The sequence below is a fragment of the Sphingomonas sp. GW821-FHT10C01 genome (assembly GCF_059415525.1).
The window spans coordinates 36,431-54,296 of sequence record NZ_JBWKNK010000003.1; the positions used below are offsets into that span (position 1 = coordinate 36,431).

The window sequence follows — 17,866 nt, forward strand, 5'->3', positions numbered from 1 at the left end:
GTCTCCCCATTCGATTGTCTTGTTGTCGTCTTGATCAGAAGCTGAAGCGGATCCCCGCCGTGAATTGCCGCCCGATCACGTCGTAGAGATGGCGCGCGGTCGCCCAGTCGTACCCCAGGATCGGCGGATCGGTATTGAGCAGATTGAGGATCGAGCCATAGGCCGCGACCTTGCTCTTGCCGCCGGTCGGACGGAACAAGGTCACCTCGCCCGACAAATCGAGATAGAAACGGCCCTTGCCGTTCATCTTGTCGCTGATCGGCGTGCCGAACGGCTTGGTCGCGGTGGTGTCGCGGGTGATGAGGCCGCCGCCGACCCAACGGCCGGTGAGGTTCGCGCGCCAGCCATCGGTGCTGTAGCTTGCCGAGCTGGTGACCCGCAGATTGGGCGAGCCGTTCACGCCGTCGACAAAGGTCTGCGACAGCGTGCCGGCCAGAATCGTCCGCGCGCCGCCGTCGCCGACGAGTTCGAGCTTGTTGATGTAGTTGGCGAGCACGCGCAGATCGAGGCTGCCGTTCCACAGATCGGTGCGGTACGACGCCTCGAAATCCACGCCCGCGGTCATGATTGACTGGAAGTTCGCCGGCGCGAGCAGGATGCCGCTGATCTGGCCCGGCGTGCTGCCGCTTCCGGCACCGCGGGTGACGAGCGCACAGGCACCGGCATCGCCATTGTTGCAGCGATTGACGATCTGTTGCGCGGTCAGCGCGGCGATCGCGCCTTCGATCTTGATGTCGTAATAATCGATCGAGAAGCGCAGATCGCGCGTCGGCGACACGATCATGCCCAAGGTCAGCGTGTCGGCCTTTTCAGGCTTCAGGAACGGGTTGCCACCCTGGGTGGTCGAGACCGAATAGATCTCGTTCGCGCGGGCGCTGTCGGTGATGTTGAAGATCAGCGTCTGGCCGGCGGCGAACAGTTCCTGCACGTTCGGCGCGCGGATGTCGCGCGAGCGGGTGGCGCGGAAGCGCAGGAAGTCGGTCATCGCATAGTTGATGCCGGCCTTCCACGTTTCGACCTGACCCGAGGTCTTGTAGTCGGTGATGCGACCGGCCAGGCTGAGCTCAAGATTCTTGGCATAGGCCTGATCCGCGAGCACCGGGATCAGCAGCTCGCCGAACGCTTCCTTGACCTCTTCGGTGCCCGAGAAGGGCAAAGTGTTGCCGACGCGATAGACGGTCGCCCCGCCCGGACGGCTCGCCGAGATCTGATCGGACAACACGTCGACCTCGAACTTGCGCCAGTGGACGCCGCCCGCGAAGCCGACCGGGCCGGCCGGCAGCGAGAAGAGGTTGCCGCGCACGATCAGGTCGGCGGTCTGCTGCTTCATGTGCCAGTCGCGAATCGAATCCCCGGTGATATAGTCGATCGCCGCCGCCTGCGTACCCGGCGCCACGACGCCGAACAGGTTGAGCGGGACGCAGCCATTGGTGGGATTGGTGATCGTCGAGCGGCAGATCGGATCGACCACGCCGGGGGTCGCGGGATTGTCGACCGCGTCGAGCGCGTTGCGCCAGTTGGCGGTGATGCGCGCGCCGGCGAAGTTGGTGTAATCGCGCGCCTTGCCGTAGGTGTAGGAGACGTCATAGCTCCACGACCCGCCGATCTTGCCGCGCATTCCGGCGACCGCCTGCCAGTTCCAGCTCATCTTGTTGATGTAGCCGCGCGCATAATCGTTGATCGCGCGGCCCATCACGAAATTGGTGATGTCGGGATTGGCGGCGAGGACGGTCTGGATCGAGCTGGGCAGATAGACATTGTCGCGCTGGATCGTGATCTGATCGTTCGCGGTGATCGACGGCGCGTTCTCGATATCCGAGCGGGCATAGCCGAAGCTGGCATAGAGCGTCGCGGCGGTGCTGAATTCGAACTCGCTCGCGCCATAGGCGGCCCAACGCTTGTAGGGCTGTTTCAGGACCGCGTCGCAGATGCCGCAGACGCCGTCGCCGCCCTGGTGCGAGTTGGCGGTCTGGTTGGTGCCGTAGTTGAACGGGCCGGTCTGGCCGTTGCCCAGGAACTGGATCCCGCGCAGCAACGCGGTGCCGTTGGCGCCGGTCGCGCTGTTGATCAGGCCTCCATAGGAGGCGTTGGACGCGCGCGGCTGGTTGACCAGGATGAAGGTCGGCGCGGTGTTGGTCGCCGTGCTGGCGGGGTTGGCGATGGTGGCATAATCGCCCCATTCGCGCGCGCCATAGTTGAGGATGCCCTTGCTGCCCGCGATCTCGCCGCCGACGATGATGTGGCCGCGGCCCTGCGCGAACTTGGTGCCCGCGGCGATCGAGCCGAGATAGCTCTTGTTATCGCCATAGTCGCTGATGCCGTATTGCGCGTTGCCGCGCACGCCCTCGAGCTTGTGGTCGATCTTGAAGTTGACCACGCCGGCGACCGCGTCCGAGCCGTAAGCGGCGGAGGCGCCGCCGGTCACGACCTCGGCGCCGGAGATCACCGCCTGGGGGATGTTGTTGACGTTGACCACGCCCTCCGGCGACGAGGGCGTCGGTCGCTTGCCGTCGAGCAGGGTCAGCGTGCGGAGGTAAGTAAGGCCGCGCAGGTCGAGATAATTGCCCGACGACAGCTTGGAGAGGTTGGTCGACGCTTCGGGCGTGACGCTGGGCTTGAGCGCGGGATATTGGTTGAGCGCGTCGGCGATGTTGGGGGCCGCCACGCGGTCGAGATCGGCGATGCCGACCACCGTCACCGGGGTGGGCGTGTCGAAGCCGGTGCGCGCGATCTGCGATCCGGTGACGATGACTTCCTGCGGCTCTTCCTCGGGCGCGTCCTGCGCCCAGGCGAAGCTCGGGAGAACCAGCGGAAGGCCGAATACCGCGCCCGCCATGATCCGGCGCTTCATGTCGCGCCGCATACCCATCAAGTCCGCCATTGCGTGTCCCCTATTTTCGATTCGTGAAAATCGTGCCCCTGTGCGGCAATGGAATCGCTTGATCCGCGACTCTCTTTAGTTCTGGGGTGGCATTTGTTCTCTTATTGGAGAATGTCGTCAAGACAGAAAATGACACGACAGACCGGAGCCCGCGAAACTTCCGTTCCCGAAGCAACTGCACCGCCGGAACCGATTTCAAATCCGCAAATCTATGCTAAATAGCTGGCAAATGACGCCAAGCCTTGGAACCATCGTGAAACGCCTGCGCCAGGAGCGCGGATGGAAATTGTCGGATATGAGCCATGCCGTCGGCATCCCGCTCTCGACCTTGTCGAAGATCGAGAACGACAAGCTGACGCTGAGCTATGACAAGCTCCAGCAGTTCGCGCGGTCGCTCAATATTCCACTGACCGCCTTGTTCGCCGAGCCCGCGCCGAAGAAGGGTGCGCCGGTCGTGACTGGGCGGCGCAGCATCGCAACGCTCGACCGCGCGATCCAGATCACCACGAACAACTATGAGTATAGTTACTTCTCGGGCGAGCTTCGTAACCGCCGGATGATCCCGATCCATGCACGGGTCACGTCCAAGACGCTGGAGGAATTCGGGGATCTGGTGCGGCACAGCGGCGAAGAATTCGCCTATGTGACCAAGGGTGCGGCCATCCTCCACACCGAATTCTACGAGCCGGTGACCCTGCATGAGGGCGAGGGCGTCTATATCGACAGCACCATGGGCCATGCCTATCTGGTCGCGCCCGGCCATGACGAGGCGGTCATGCTGGTGGTGTGCGCATCGGGCGACGAGCATTTGCAGGACGAACTGATCGCCGAGGCCGCAGCCCGGCAAGGCGAGGAAACGGGAGACACCGCCGCACCGCGCTGGTCCCGGCCCGAATAGACCCGGCGATGTTTCCCGGGGTAGAATACTTTCCAAAATGAAAATCAGCCGCTAGCACTGCTCCAACAGCGATTCGAGAACGACCGAATCGCGGACAGGGGAGTGGCGCATGAAGCTGCACATTTTCGCCGCCGCGGCCGCGGCCGGCATGGCCGTCGCACCGGTACAGAGCCAGGAATCAGCACCCGACTATGACATCGTCATCCGGGGCGGCCGCGTCCTCGACGGCGCGGGCAACCCCTGGGTTTCGGCCGACGTCGCGATCAAGGACGGGCGTATCGCCCGGATCGGCAAGGTCGTCGGCAAGGGCAAGCAGGAGGTCGACGCGCGCGGCCGTTATGTCTCCCCCGGCTGGATCGACGTGATGGACCAGTCAGGCCGCGTGCTGCGCACCAACGGCATCGCCGAGAACAAGCTGCGCACCGGGGTCACCACGCTGATCGCGGGCGAAGGCGGCACCCCCGTCCCCGCCGACCAGGTCACCGCCTATTTCAAGGAGCTGGAGACCAAGGGGATCACGGTCAATTTCGGCACCTATTATTCGCCGACCCAGGCGCGGCGCGAGGTGATGGGCGACGCGGCGGGCACGCCGACGCCCGAACAAATGGCGCAGATCAAGGCCAAGGTGCGCATCGCGATGAACGCGGGCACACTGGGCCTGGCCACCGCGCTGATCTACCCGCCGGGCAGCTTCCAGACCACCGACGAGCTGGTTGAGATCGTCAAGACCGCCGCGCCGTGCAACGCGATCTATGCGACGCACATGCGCGATGAGAGCGAAGGGCTGCTCGACGGCGTCAAGGAAGCGATCGCGATCGGCGAGCGCGCCGGGGTGAAGGTCGAGATCTTCCACCTGAAGGCCGCCTGGGCACCCAAATTCGGTCAGCTGATGCCGCAAGCGGTCAAGCTGATCAACGACGCGCGCGCGCGGGGCGTCGATGTCGCGGCGGACATGTACCTCTATCCCTTCGCGGGCACCGGCCTCGAGATCATCGCGCCCAACTGGGTGTATGAGAAGGGCTTTGCCGAGGCGGTGAAGCTGCTCAACGATCCGGCGCAGCGCGCCAAGATGAAGCGTGACATCGCTGCGGGACCCCAGCCGGGCTGGACCAACATGGTGGTTTCGGCCGGCGGCTGGGACAAGATCGTGCTGGGCAACGCGCACAATCCGCGCTGGGACAAATACCGGTTCCAGTCGCTCGCCGCGATAGCCAAGGCCGAGAATGCCGACCCCGCCGACATCGCCTGGGACATCACCCTCGCCGCGCTCCCCAAGCGCGCGGTCGCGCTCTATTTCATGATGGACGAGCGCGATATCGAGACCGCGCTGAAACAGCCGTGGGTCTCGATCGGCAGCGACGCCGGCGCGGCGGAGGTGTTCGGCCAGATCGACGGTCTCGGCCTGCCCCACCCCCGCGCCTATGGCAACGCCGCGCGCACCATCGCCGAATACGTCAAGCGCCGCCCGGTGCTGACGCTGGAGGACGCGGTGCGCAAAATGACGTCCTGGCCCGCGCACCGCCTGGGCCTCGCCGACCGCGGCGTGCTGCGCGAAGGGCTTCGCGCCGACGTGACGATCTTTGACTATGACAAGCTCGACGACCGTGCGGCGTTCAACCAGCCCACCGTCTCGCCGGTCGGGATCGACGATGTGATCGTCAACGGCCAGCTGGTGCTGGCGGGCGGCAAGGTGACCGGCGCCCGGCCGGGTTCCGTCCTGAAGGGCGCCTGCGCGGCGCCGGGAGCGCAACTCAAGTGACCAGATTGAACCTGACGACACGGCTGGAGGAATGGGCGACGCACAGCCCATTCCGCATCACCGGCAAGGTATGGACGAGCGTGCCGCTGCTGATCGTCGAGCTTTCGGACGGCGAGCATGTCGGCCGCGGCGAGGGTGCGGGCGTCTATTATCGCGACGACACGCCGGCGAAGATGATCCATGAGGTCGAGGCGGTACGCGACGCGATCGAGGCCGGCATCACCCGCGCCGAACTCCAGCGGCTGCTGCCCCCGGGCGGGGCGCGCAACGCGGTCGACTGCGCCTTGTGGGAACTTGAGGCACGGCAACAAAACACGACCGTGATGGCGCTGGCCGGGATCGACGATCCGCGTCCGCTGGTGACCGTCTGCACCGTCGGTGCCGACACGCCGGAGGCGATGGCACAGCAGGCCCTGGCCTATGGCCCGGTCCCCGCGCTCAAGCTCAAGCTGACCGAGGACCCGTCCAATGCCGATCGGGTGCGCGCCGTGCGCGCCGCCTGTCCCAAGGCGTGGATCGGGGTCGACGCCAATCAGGGCCTCAATCGCGCGACGACCGAGGCGCTGCTGCCGGTGCTGCTCGAAGCGAATGTCGCATTGCTCGAACAGCCGGTGGTCGCCGGGCTCGACGCGACGCTCGACGGGTTGAAGTCCCGCATCCCGCTCGCCGCCGACGAAAGCGCGCAGAGCCTGGCCGACCTGCCATCGCTGATCGGGCGCTATCAGGTGGTGAACATCAAGCTCGACAAATGCGGCGGGCTGACCGAGGCACTGGAGATCGTCAAACAGGCTTCCGTGCTCGGCCTCAAGGTGATGGTCGGCAACATGCTCGGCACCTCTTGGTCGATGGCCCCGGCCTATGTCGTCGGGCAATATTGCGACGTCGTCGATCTCGACGGCCCGCTGCTGCTGGGCCAGGACCGCGATGTCGCCGCGCAGTATCGCGATGGCCGCATCGAAATCTCATCGCGGGTGTGGGGAGGCGTCGATGAAAATGCCTTCGCTTGAGCTGCCCGCCCCCTATCTGCTCTTCCTCGGCGATGTGACCGAGCCGGGCTATGCCAAGACCGGCCTGGGCCTTGCCGAATGGGCGCGCGACCGCTGCGTCGGCGAACTCGATTTCGCCGGGACCGTCGTGACCACGGGGCTGCCGCGGATGAGCGCGGCCGACGCGGTTGCCGCCGGCGCACGATCGGTGGTGATCGGCGTCGCCAATCCGGGCGGCGTGATCGCCGACAGCTGGATCGCGCCGCTGGTTGAAGCGATGGCCGCGGGTCTCGATCTCGTCAGCGGGATGCACGGCCGCCTTGCCGATCATCCGGCGATCGCGGCGGCGGCACAACGCCATGGCGTGAAGCTGCACGATGTGCGCGTGCCGCCCGCGCGGATTCCGGTGGGCACTGGCGACAAGCGCGCCGGCAAGCGCCTGCTGACCGTCGGCACCGATTGCGCGCTGGGCAAGAAATATACCGCACTGGCCCTTGCCCGCGCCTTTGCCACGCGCGGGGTGCCGAGCGACTTTCGCGCGACCGGGCAGACCGGCATCCTGATCGCGGGCGGCGGCATGCCGATCGATGCGGTCGTCTCCGACTTCGTATCGGGCGCGGCGGAGCTGCTCAGCCCGGCGGCGGCGGCCGATCACTGGGACGTGGTCGAGGGTCAGGGATCGCTGTTCCACCCGAGCTACGCCGCGGTCACGCTGGGCCTGATCCATGGCAGCCAGCCCGATGTGATCGTGCTGTGCCATATGCCGGGACGGACGACGATCCTGGGGCGGCCGACCTATCCGCTGCCCAGGCTCGATGTCGCGATCGACGCCTATCTGAGCGCGGCGCGGCTGACCAATCCGGACGTGCGCTGTGCGGGGATCAGCCTGAACACCGCCGCGCTGGACGACACGGCGGCGGCGGACGAGATCGCCCGAGTGGCGGATCGCTATGGCCTGCCCGCCGCCGATCCGATCCGCGGCGGTAATGCGTTCGAAACACTGGTCGAGGCCTGTCTGCGCTGACAGGATGGACTGACGAAATCGGGGAGTGATGGTGATGCGGAAACATGTCGGACTGGCACTTGTCTCACTGGCCGTGCTGGCCGGCGTTCCGGTCACCGCCACCCCCGCGCCGGCGCCGACGGCAAGCGCACCCCGCCAGTCGGCGCCGGCTTACGATATCGTGCTGCGCGGCGGCACCATCTATGACGGCAGCGGCAAGCCAGGCGTGAAGGGCGACGTCGCGATCCGGGGCGAGCGCATCGTCTATGTCGGACCCAAGGCGCCGGGCAAGGCGAAGACGGTGATCGACGCCACCGGCATGGCGGTCGCGCCGGGCTTCATCAACATGCTGAGCTGGGGCATCGAATCGCTGATCGCCGACGGCCGGGGCCTGAGCGAGCTCAAGCAGGGCGTGACCTTGCAGGTGTTCGGCGAGGGCGAGAGCATGGGGCCGCTCAACCCGGCGATGAAGGCGGACATGGTCCGCCGCCAGAGCGACCTGCGGTTCGCGGTCGAATGGACCAGCCTGGGCGAATATCTCGACTGGCTGGCGAAGCATGGCGTGTCGCAGAACGTCGCCTCGTACGTCGGCGCGGCGACGGTGCGCACCAACGTGCTGGGCGAAGGCGATGTCGATCCCGATGCCGGCCAGCTGGCCCGGATGCGCGCGCTGGTCGCGGCCGAGATGCGGCAGGGCGCGCTGGGCGTCGGATCGTCGCTGATCTACGCCCCCGCCAGCTATGCCGAAACGCCCGAGCTGATCGCGCTGGTCGACGAGGCCGCACGCTGCGACGGCGGCTATATCAGCCATATGCGATCCGAGGGCGACCGGCTGCTCGAAGCGATCGACGAGCTGGTCGAAATCGCCCGCGCGACCGGTGCACGCGCGGAAATCTATCACTTCAAACAGGCCGGTCGCGATAACTGGCACAAAATCGACGCGGCGATCGCGCGGGTCGAGGCGGCGCGGCGCGAGGGGCTGAAGATCACCGCCGACATGTATCCCTATGACATCGCCGGCACCGGGTTGGATGCCGCGATGCCGACCTGGGTCCAGTCGGGCGGGCTGGAGGCGTGGATCGAGCAGCTGCGCAAGCCCGAGATTCGCGCGCGCGTGATCGCCGAGATGAAGGCGCCGGGCGTCGGCTGGGAGAATATGTACCGCGCCGCCGATGGCGCCGGGGGGATGATTGCGGCCGGCTTCAAGAACGAGAAATTGAAGCCACTGGCGGGCAAGACCATCGCCGAGATCGCGGCGATGCGCGGCACCAGTCCTGAGGACACGATCATCGACCTGGTGATCGAGGACGGCAGCCGCGTCGGCACGCTCTATCGCCTGATGAACGAGAAGAATGTCGCGCGGGCGACCTCCTTGCCATGGATGAGTTTCGGCTCCGACGCCGGGGCGCAGGCGCCGGAGGGTGCGTTCCTCAAGTCACGGCCGCATCCGCGCGCCTATGGCACCTTCGCGCGCGTGCTGGGCAAGTACAGCCGCGACGAAGGGCGGCTTTCGCTGACCGAGGCGGTTCGACGGATGAGCGCACTGCCCGCCGCCAACCTGGCGCTACGCGAGCGCGGCTCGCTCAAGCCAGGCTATTATGCCGATGTGGTGGTGTTCGATCCCAAAACGATCGGCGACCGGGCGACGGTGGAGAATCCCTGGGCGCTCGCCACCGGAGTGCGCGACGTGTTCGTCAACGGGACCGCGGCGCTGCGCGGGGGTGAAGCGACCAAGGCGCGCCCGGGACAGGTGGTGCGGGGACCCGGCTGGACCGGATGGCCCGGCGGCGGGGCGTGCAAATAGGCGTCTGACCGGCGAAGATATTCCGCCCCGTTCGCGTCCGGGAACGATGATGCTCACGAGTCGAGCCAGGTCGGTCGACATCGGGCCGTCCGATGCGCGGTCACGACCCCAAGAACGCGGCCTGGATGAACACCGATCCAGCGCTCACGCTGAAGTCACCAATACCTCCATTCCTGAAGCATTGATTTCAAAGAACCAGCCATAAACCTAAATGTTTATTTACCCAATTTGGATATCCATTCCGGGTAACCGACGTCGCGTGTGTTGCGTACCGGTAAATAGGCGGGCGGTGCATAAGTGAGGGATGTGCTTCGGGACCATTATCATAGTGCTCAGTGTGGATGCGCGGCGCGGTATTGCCGACATCCGTGATCCTGCATCGCATTCCTCCGTTGTCGGTGGTTCTGGACTTTGACTGGAACCGCCTTCCTCGTTGAGGAGTGGTGACAATGACCGGATCATCGCGGATATCGCTGGCCCTGGCGGCATGCTTCGCTTCCCTGGCATCCGTTTCCCCCGCCTGGGCGGCCAAGCTTAGAATTTCACCGATCGGCATCCACCTCACCGCGACCGAGCGGGCCGGGGCCATGACCATCGTCAATACCGATGAGCGGCCGGTCAATCTTCAGCTGCGCATCTACGAATGGTCCGAGGGCGAGGATGGCCGCGAACAGCTCGACAAGACCACCGACATGATCGTCAGTCCGCCGGCCATTACCGTACCCGCCGGCGCCTCCTACACCATCCGCATCGCCCGGGCGGTCACCACCCCGGTGAACGGCGAACTGGCCTATCGGCTGCTGATCGACGAGCTGCCGCAGCCCGACGACCCCCGCACGCTGGGCCAGGGCATCAAAATGGTGCTGCGCAACTCCCTGCCGGTCTTCGTTTGCGATACCAAGGCCATGGCCGACCTCAAATGGACCGTATGGCAGGATGAAACAGGCATCCATGCCCAGGCCCGGAACCAGGGCAAGCGCCATGCGAAGATCGCCGATCTGACGCTTCAGACAGCCGCGGGCCGCGCGCTCAGCTTTGGCGGAGGGCTTAACGGCTATGTTCTTGGCGGAGGGACCCGGACCTTCACCACCCAGATCGACGCGGCGGGCGCGCGAGCGCCGCTACGCGATGGCGACCGCATCAACCTTGCCGCCAAGAATGATGAGCTGGATGTGAAGGCCGCCATCATTGTCGGCAGGCGCTGAAGAGAACGGGAAGCGCCCCAGAGGTGCGCCGCTCCACGCCATTTCTTGTCCTTGCCGGCATCCAGGCGGCGATGTTGCCCGGCAGCGCGGTTGCCGCCAGCCTGGACACGGAGCGGCCAGCCGTTTCGACAAGCGACGCGGAGCGAGCAGGGTGGGAAACGCTCTTGCTTGCCGTGATGGTCAACAGCGCGCCGACCGGCGTCTTGCTGACGGTGCTGAAATTACCGGACAACCGCTTGCTCGCGCGGGCCAGCGAGCTGCGCGCGTTGCGCGTTCAGGTCGATCCGCGGGTTGTGAAGGAGGATCTCGTCGCCCTTTCGGCGATTCCCAATCTCGGTTTCGTCTATGACGAGCCCGGCCAGACGATCTCGCTGACCATCGGCGATCAGGCGCTCGATCCATACCGGATCGAACTCGGCACCGGCCGACGGGTGTTCGATGCCACCCAAATCCATCCGACCCCGGGCGTGATCGTCAACTATTCCATCTACGCGACTCAAACGCGCGAAAGGACCGCCATCGCCGGTACGACGGGCCTGATCGCCATGATCGGCGGCAGCGCCGTTACGAGCGACTTCAACTTCAACAGCGACAGTCGCTGGGACGGCAAGGGACTCGTGCGGCTGGACAGCCGCTGGCGCCTGATCGACCCCGAGTCCGTCCGTTCCTATACGATCGGTGACTTCGCTTCGAATGCGCTGCCCTGGTCGAACAGCGTGCGACTGGGCGGATTTCAGATCGCCAGCGCTTTCGAGCAGCGCCCCGATATCGTCACAACGCCGCTGCCGCGGTTCGCGGGGTCGGCCGCGCTGCCATCTACCCTCGATCTCTATATCGACCAGCAGCGGATATTCTCTGGAGCGGTTCCGTCCGGTCCGTTCGACATCCAGTCCCTCCCGCAGGTCTCGGGCGGGAAGGTCCGCCTTGTGACGACCGACCTGAACGGACGTCAGGTCGAGATCGTGCGCGACTATTACTATACCGCCTCCCAGCTCCGTGCCGGACTGCTTGAATATTCGCTCGAGGCGGGTTTCCCGCGGCGGGATTTCGGCTTCGCCTCGTTTAACTACGACGGCAACTTTTCCGGATCGGGGTCGCTTCGCTACGGCCTGACGGAAACGACCACGGTCGAGGGGCACGTCGAGGGCGCCGTCGACGGCCTCGTCAATGGTGGGGTCGGCATCGTCCAGGGCCTGGGCGGCGTCGGCGTGCTGACCGTTTCCGCCTCCGGCAGTCAGTACAAGGGCCATGACGGCACCCGCCTGGCCGTCAAGGCGGAAGGGCGCATCGGTCAGCTGATCCTCTTCGCCGGCACGGAACGCAGCTTCGGCGACTATTTCGACCTCGCCCGCGTGGCGACGGCGCGAGAGCGGCAACGCCGCCGCGTCGCCGGATCGGACGATCCGGTATCGGCATCGGCGCGGGCGACAACCATCAACCGCGCGGGCCTGTCTTTCGGACCGGTGCTGGGCGGCGCATCCGTTTCGCTCAACTATAACGAGATCCAAGACCGCGATCACGGACAGCGGCTAGCCAACATGTCGCTTTCCCGACCGATTTCAGGCCGCGTCACCGCCTATGTCAGCGCCTATTCCGATCTGGATCGTGGCGACAGCTATGGTGCGTTCGCGATGCTGAACATCCGCATCGGCAAATCGACCATGGCAACCGCAAGCGCGGAGCGCGACAGGGGGCACTCCGCCCTCGACATGCAGCTGGAGAGCCTGACCGGTCAGCGTCAGGGCGATGTCGGGTGGGGCGTTTCCAACCGGATTGTCGTGGATGGCGAGGATTCGCGACGCGCCTATGTCAGCTATCGCGCGCCTGAGGCCTTGGTACGCGCACGCGTCACTCAGGTCGGTGGCGACTGGCTGGCCAGCCTTGAAGTGGAGGGCTCGGTCGTCGCGGCGGGCGGCGGCGTCTTCTTGGCCAATCGCATCGGCGAGAGTTTCGTCATCGTCAAGAATGCCGGCCCGGGAACGGAAGTGCTTCAGGGCGGCGTTCGGATGGGAAGGACGAATGGTGCCGGTCGTGCCCTGCTGCCCGATGTGCTGCCCAATTATCCGCAGCAGATCTTCATCGATCCGGCGACGATGACCGACGGCTGGGAACCTGAGGCAACGGAGCGGATCGCGGTGGCCGGCTATCGCCAGGGCGCGATCGTCGATTTCAAGACGCGTCGCGTCCACAGCGCCCTGATCGTGCTTCACGACAGTTCAGGGCAGCCGATCCAGGCGGGGTATGTCGCCATGATCGAAGGCGGCGAGAGCGCCGTGATCGGCTATGACGGCGAAGTCTATCTGCACGACCTGAAGCCCGACAATCGATTGTCGGTCGACCGCGGCCTCGCCGGCCGATGCCAGGCCAGCTTTACCTATCAGGACAGTGGGACACCCCAAACCAAGATTGGACCCGTGATATGCCAATAGCGTCGCGCAGGCATTTCCCCCTCCTTGCTTACGGCGTTCGGCCGGGGACAAGGCGGCGGTGGGCGACGGGTAGACGGCCGCGATCTCTGGCGCGCCGGCTGGCCGGGCTGTTATCGGTCCTCGGCCTTGGCGCGAACGCGCTGTCCGCATCCGTTGTGGCCGTGCCGCTGCTGCTGGTCTCCACGCCCGCGCAAGCCGCCTGCACCAACACCTCGGGCGCTTCACAGAACCGAACCTATACCTACACGGTCGCCAATCTCGGCAACGAGGCGCGGATCGATTTCCCGTTCGTGATCAATTGCACCGGCGCGCTCGACGGCAAGAATGTCTGCGTCGGCGCCACCTATACCCGCAGCGCCGCCAATGGGGCGAACACCGTCACCATGCGCCTGGATGCGGCCATTCCGGTGCACAGCGTGACCATTACCGACATGGACAATGCCGGTGCCATGTACGGCCCCTATGGCGCCCTGATCGCGCTAGGCCCCTCATCGACATCGACGACGATCACCAGCGTCGTCCCTGCCGGATCCGCCAGTGGAAAGGCGGCGGGCACCTACACCAACAGCTTCACCATCTATGAAGCCAAGACGGCCACGACGATCCTGGGCCTATGTGGGCTGTTCGGGGCGCTGACCGGGGCGCAGGCCTTTGGCAATTACACCGCCAACTACGTCATTCCCAAAATGTGCGCGCTCAATGCGACGCCCGCGATCAATTTCAACAACGTCACCAGCATCGGTCCGACCCCGGCCCGGATCGATGCGCAAGGCACCGTGACCGTCGAGTGCAACACGCCCTACACCATCTATATCGGTGACGGACAGAACCGCGTCTCCCCGGGATCCGGCAACCGGCAAATGGCGCTGGGCGCCGCCCGGCTGCCCTATCAGCTCTTCAAGGATTCGGGGCGCACCCAGGTGTGGGATGCAACCGGCGGCACCGCCGCCATCGGCGGCAGCGGGGGCGTTTCGGATACCGGCACCGGCGCCCCGCAAAACAAGACGGTCTACGCCTCGATCCCCGCGGGAACCACGCTGCCCGCACCGGGCACTTACACCGACACGGTGGTGATCACCGTGACCTACTGACGATCAACTGGAGAATGGGCATGTTCGACACGATCAGACGAAATGGGACCAGGTTGGTGCTGGTGACCCTTGCCTGCACGTTCCTGGCGCAACCGGCCCGCGCCGACACGGTAACCGGAAACGGCACGGTCACCGCGACCGTCACCGCCACCTGCGATCTCGTCGCGGCGCCGACGATCGCCTTCGGGACGATCAGCGGCATCGGCACGGTCGCCACCGACGTGACCGCTCAGGGTACGATCACGGTTATCTGCAGCTCGGGCGCCAGCTACACCGTCTATATCGGCGACGGCGCCAACCGCGTCGCGCCCGGCAGCGGCAATCGCCAGATGGCGAACGGGGCGGGCCGGCTTCCCTACCAGCTCTACAAGACCAACGCGTACGCGGCGATTTGGGATGCGACCGGCGGGACATCGACCACGGGCGGCAGCGGCGGAGTCAACGGCACCGGATCGGGCGCCAATCAGAATCTCACCGTCTACGGAAGGGTCGCCGCCGGAACCACCGTGCCCACGGTATTGGGCAATTATTCCGACACCGTCCTGATCACCGTTACCTATTGATTCACACGTTTACGTCAAAATTCGAGTCGCAAGATCAATACATGGAGTCGTGCGTAAATTGATTTCTGGATAGGATGGAAGAAATGAATAAGATGACTGTAATTGGCGTAGTCGCCCTTGTAGCATCGGCCACGCCTTCATTCGCTCAGGACACCGGATCGCTCGACGTAACAGCAGAGGTGCTGTCATCCTGCAACATCACATCGACATCGACGCTCGCGTTCGGCTCCGTCGATCAGTCAGCCGCCAATATCGACAATCAGGGTGCGGTCACCCTCATCTGCACGGCCACGACCGCCTGGGTTCTGCATACGGACGACGGCATTAACGCCTCAGGCGCTCAAAAGCGGATGAAGCATGCATCGCAGGCCGACACCTTGAACTATAATATCTTCACCGACGGCGGCCGATCCGTGCCGTTCCCGACGGTCGCGGGCACCCCAGGCAGCGGCGCCGCCAGCGGCACCGGCAACGGCGTTGCCCAGTCCGTTACCGTTTTCGGACGCATTCCGTCAGGCCAGACATTGCCGCGCCCCGGCACCTACAGCGACACGCTCACGGTCACCGTATCCTATTAGGCACAGCGTCCACTGTGGCGGAGGCCCGTCGCGCTTCCGTCACAACCCGCGGAATCCGCCGCACACGATATCTGATGGAATATTCGCCCGGCCACTTACGTGACGGTGATGGACGTCAACGGACCGGGAAAATGGTCAGAAGAGAACTCGTCAATTAATAATATGATTTTGATAATAAAAATCTAAACCAATACAAAAACTGATTGATTACCCGAAAAAGCCCCACAAAAAACATGGCTCAATTCGGTTCGAGTTCCATTTCCATTTCCGCAAAAACTTCAAACGGCGTCCTATATATAGCGCACGCGTTCGCATCCGTCCATCGCTGCCGAGATGATTACTAAGTGAATTGACATACAATCCGGTCTATTTGAACCCGACTTCACTCTCGAGGCACTGCTGCCGCGACCCATCGCTGAGGATAGAGCTGGACCACAAAGGTAGAGAAGATCTGGCAAACTCACTGACCTCCAAATCATTGCGCAACGCCGTACATTGGGCCGCTTGCGGCCTGCCCGCTTTCAGGCGCCGGGCGGTGAAAGCCGACATGTCAAACTCGACTACCTGAACGGCTGGAAATGGGCTGGCAGTTGATGGTCCGCCTTTGGCCGTCGGCCATTTGGCCCCGTGCTTTAGCGACGGCCTTGCATAATTCTCACGCCATGCTCGATTAGCAGCCGGCAAGATCAATTGTGGGGGGCAGAAGGTGGATACGGAAGAAAAGCAGGTCGGGCAGACTTGGCCCTTGGGTGTCAAAACCCTCCTCCTGGACGGCCAGCGCGGCGAAGGCGTCATCCAGGTCCGGCCAGGCATCACCACCCTGGTTGGCCCTAACGGCACCGGCAAGACCCGCGCCCTCCGCGCGATCAAAGGCGCCCTAGAGGGCACAAATTACATCGCAATCCATGGGAGAAAGGTCCACTACCTCGCCGCCGGACGCAGCAGCCCCTTTGAGCACTTTCGCGCGAGCGTAAATGGGCCGGGCTCAATGCTGGACGGCGATGCAGCCGTAGGTCAACAAAACTATCTTGCTCGGTGGTGGACCATCGAAAGCCTGACTGCGCATCTGCTAACCCTCGATAGTCGCGCCGATCTCAAACTTAAGATCGAAGCGCGACTGCAGCAGCTCTTCGACCGAAGCGTGCATCTTTCTTGGTCGCAGAGCGGCCTTAATGTACGTCTCTCTCCTACCTCCGGTGATGAAAGCTATCCCGCGAACTATGAGGCGAGCGGCATCCTCCAGCTCGTCGGCTTGCTATCGGCAATCCACAATAACGAGATCGGCGCTCTTATCATCGACGAGCCCGAAATCTCGCTTCATCCCCAGCATCAGGCCTTTCTGCTGGAGGAGATGGAACGCGTCGCCGGCGATCCGGCAGATCCTGAGAAGAAGCTCATTGTGCTGGCGACGCACTCAGCATCGCTCCTGCCGCTACATCGCATCGCCGACCTGCCAAAGCTCATCTTCTTCAATTCCGTCAAGAAGGCGCCCGTCCAAGTCGCGGAAAACGACGACACCCTCAAAAGCTCCAAGCTCGCGGCACTCGTCGCTAGGCTCAGCAGCACGCACCGTGACGCGATCTTTGGCGAACGCGCTCTGTTAGTCGAAGGTCCCAGCGATGAGATTGTCTCGACGCAGCTCGCCAGGCGCTTGGACCTTCGCCTGCTCGCCCGCAACGTCCAGGTCCTACCCGTCACCGGCAAGGGTGAGTTCATTGAAGCGGCCAAGCTCTTCAGCCTTATGAACAAGCAGGTTGCCGTCCTCGCGGATCTCGATGCCTTGGCCGACGATAACAAGTTGGTGAACCATTTCTCCCAGCTGCAGGGCGCAAATGAAATCGCGAACCGGCGGGGTCGTGCCAGTGTCGTCGATCTCGATAAAGACCTACGCAACCAGCTAAGCCAGTTCATGGTCAAGCACCAGACAGCGGTGGACGCCGCAGCCCAAACCTATCCCGACTGGTCGAGCAAGGGCAGCAAGGCGAACACCAAGGGCCGCGTGACGCTCGCCCGTATTCTCACCGACCCCGCCAGCTTTACAGGCACGGCTGCGGCATCCGCAAAGGCACTCCAAACTCAGTTCGAGCACCTGCTCTCGGCTCTAGGCGAGCTGGGTTGCTTCTTCCTCAGGCACGGCGCGATCGAGAATTATTACGCCTCCACCGCGGCCGACAATGGGAAGCCCGACCTGGCGGCGAACGAGGCCGCAAGCTTCGAGACCAGAGCCCCGGCGCAGCTGCGCGAGGACTATGCCGATATCGTCGCGGCACTCGAGCATATCGCGCCCAAACAGCTCGTAGACGAGGACCTACTCTTGCGCCCCAAACTGGGCGCGATGCTGACGGCATCCTTCCTCACGATGGACAAGGACACCACCGACGAGAAGCTGAACGCAATCGCCAGGGATGCAGTCGGCCCCGTCGCCGGGATCTTTAGCCTGTCCAACACCTCCCAGTTCGAAAATCCCAGCCCCAGGATCCAGGTCGGGCTAGCCTCGCCCATCTTCAAACGCGATACCTTCCCCTTCGAAGTCGGGAAGGGGGACAACGCCAATGACTATGTGGCGGAGAAACTGCCAGGGCTGTCGGGATCGCGCTGAACCAAGCTAAACGACTGTGATGAGGACGCATAGCTGCTATTAACTCCGAACGACGAAATCTGGGCCGTTT

Annotated in this window: 12 protein-coding genes; 11 read left to right on the forward strand and 1 reads right to left on the reverse strand. The window is 64.3% G+C overall.

The window, feature by feature from the left end:
- Positions 1–34: 34 nt before the first annotated feature.
- Positions 35–2,881 carry a TonB-dependent receptor domain-containing protein gene (locus AC07M1_RS14205; protein WP_495163278.1) on the reverse strand — a complete coding sequence of 949 codons (2,847 nt, stop codon included), beginning with the start codon at positions 2,879–2,881 and terminating at the stop codon, positions 35–37.
- Between the two features lie 229 nt (positions 2,882–3,110).
- Between AC07M1_RS14205 and AC07M1_RS14210 the strand changes: the two genes are divergently transcribed.
- From AC07M1_RS14210 to AC07M1_RS14260, 11 genes are all read left to right on the forward strand, one after another.
- A complete protein-coding gene (locus AC07M1_RS14210; RefSeq protein WP_495163279.1) occupies positions 3,111–3,779 on the forward strand; it encodes a helix-turn-helix domain-containing protein in 669 nt (222 codons plus the stop codon).
- Between the two features lie 109 nt (positions 3,780–3,888).
- The gene (locus tag AC07M1_RS14215; RefSeq protein WP_495163280.1) at positions 3,889–5,538 is read left to right on the forward strand and encodes an N-acyl-D-amino-acid deacylase family protein; all 1,650 of its coding nucleotides are present in this window, start codon (positions 3,889–3,891) and stop codon (positions 5,536–5,538) included.
- Entirely contained in the window at positions 5,535–6,545 is a 1,011-nt protein-coding gene (locus AC07M1_RS14220; RefSeq protein WP_495163281.1) for a dipeptide epimerase, read from the forward strand. The genes AC07M1_RS14215 and AC07M1_RS14220 overlap by 4 nt, the downstream gene beginning before the upstream one ends.
- Entirely contained in the window at positions 6,526–7,548 is a 1,023-nt protein-coding gene (locus tag AC07M1_RS14225) for an N-acetyltransferase DgcN family protein (RefSeq protein ID WP_495163282.1), read from the forward strand. Before AC07M1_RS14220 ends, AC07M1_RS14225 begins: the two co-directional genes overlap by 20 nt.
- A 34-nt stretch (positions 7,549–7,582) precedes the next feature.
- Entirely contained in the window at positions 7,583–9,331 is a 1,749-nt protein-coding gene (locus AC07M1_RS14230; protein ID WP_495163283.1) for an N-acyl-D-amino-acid deacylase family protein, read from the forward strand.
- A gap of 449 nt (positions 9,332–9,780) precedes the next feature.
- Positions 9,781–10,536 carry a fimbrial biogenesis chaperone gene (locus AC07M1_RS14235; protein ID WP_495163284.1) on the forward strand — a complete coding sequence of 252 codons (756 nt, stop codon included), beginning with the start codon at positions 9,781–9,783 and terminating at the stop codon, positions 10,534–10,536.
- A 23-nt stretch (positions 10,537–10,559) separates the two neighbouring features.
- Positions 10,560–12,965 carry a fimbria/pilus outer membrane usher protein gene (locus AC07M1_RS14240; RefSeq protein WP_495163285.1) on the forward strand — a complete coding sequence of 802 codons (2,406 nt, stop codon included), beginning with the start codon at positions 10,560–10,562 and terminating at the stop codon, positions 12,963–12,965.
- A gap of 161 nt (positions 12,966–13,126) precedes the next feature.
- Complete coding sequence (locus tag AC07M1_RS14245; RefSeq protein WP_495163286.1) at positions 13,127–14,056, forward strand: Csu type fimbrial protein; 930 nt, start codon at positions 13,127–13,129, stop codon at positions 14,054–14,056.
- 20 nt (positions 14,057–14,076) lie between these two features.
- A complete protein-coding gene (locus AC07M1_RS14250; RefSeq protein ID WP_495163287.1) occupies positions 14,077–14,619 on the forward strand; it encodes a Csu type fimbrial protein in 543 nt (180 codons plus the stop codon).
- A gap of 83 nt (positions 14,620–14,702) precedes the next feature.
- On the forward strand, positions 14,703–15,197 hold the full coding sequence (locus AC07M1_RS14255; protein WP_495163288.1) for a Csu type fimbrial protein: 495 nt from the start codon (positions 14,703–14,705) through the stop codon (positions 15,195–15,197).
- A 706-nt stretch (positions 15,198–15,903) separates the two neighbouring features.
- A complete protein-coding gene (locus tag AC07M1_RS14260) occupies positions 15,904–17,796 on the forward strand; it encodes an ATP-dependent nuclease (protein ID WP_495163289.1) in 1,893 nt (630 codons plus the stop codon).
- Positions 17,797–17,866: the final 70 nt, after the last annotated feature.

Bases quoted from the DNA above. Each gene is read 5' to 3' on its own strand.
- AC07M1_RS14225 (WP_495163282.1), top strand. From the start codon at position 6,526: ATGAAAATGCCTTCGCTTGAGCTGCCCGCCCCCTATCTGCTCTTCCTC.
- AC07M1_RS14210 (WP_495163279.1), top strand. From the start codon at position 3,111: ATGACGCCAAGCCTTGGAACCATCGTGAAACGCCTGCGCCAGGAGCGC.
- AC07M1_RS14215 (WP_495163280.1), top strand. From the start codon at position 3,889: ATGAAGCTGCACATTTTCGCCGCCGCGGCCGCGGCCGGCATGGCCGTC.
- AC07M1_RS14250 (WP_495163287.1), top strand. From the start codon at position 14,077: ATGTTCGACACGATCAGACGAAATGGGACCAGGTTGGTGCTGGTGACC.
- AC07M1_RS14255 (WP_495163288.1), top strand. From the start codon at position 14,703: ATGAATAAGATGACTGTAATTGGCGTAGTCGCCCTTGTAGCATCGGCC.
- AC07M1_RS14230 (WP_495163283.1), top strand. From the start codon at position 7,583: ATGCGGAAACATGTCGGACTGGCACTTGTCTCACTGGCCGTGCTGGCC.
- AC07M1_RS14235 (WP_495163284.1), top strand. From the start codon at position 9,781: ATGACCGGATCATCGCGGATATCGCTGGCCCTGGCGGCATGCTTCGCT.
- AC07M1_RS14205 (WP_495163278.1), bottom strand. From the start codon at position 2,881: ATGGCGGACTTGATGGGTATGCGGCGCGACATGAAGCGCCGGATCATG.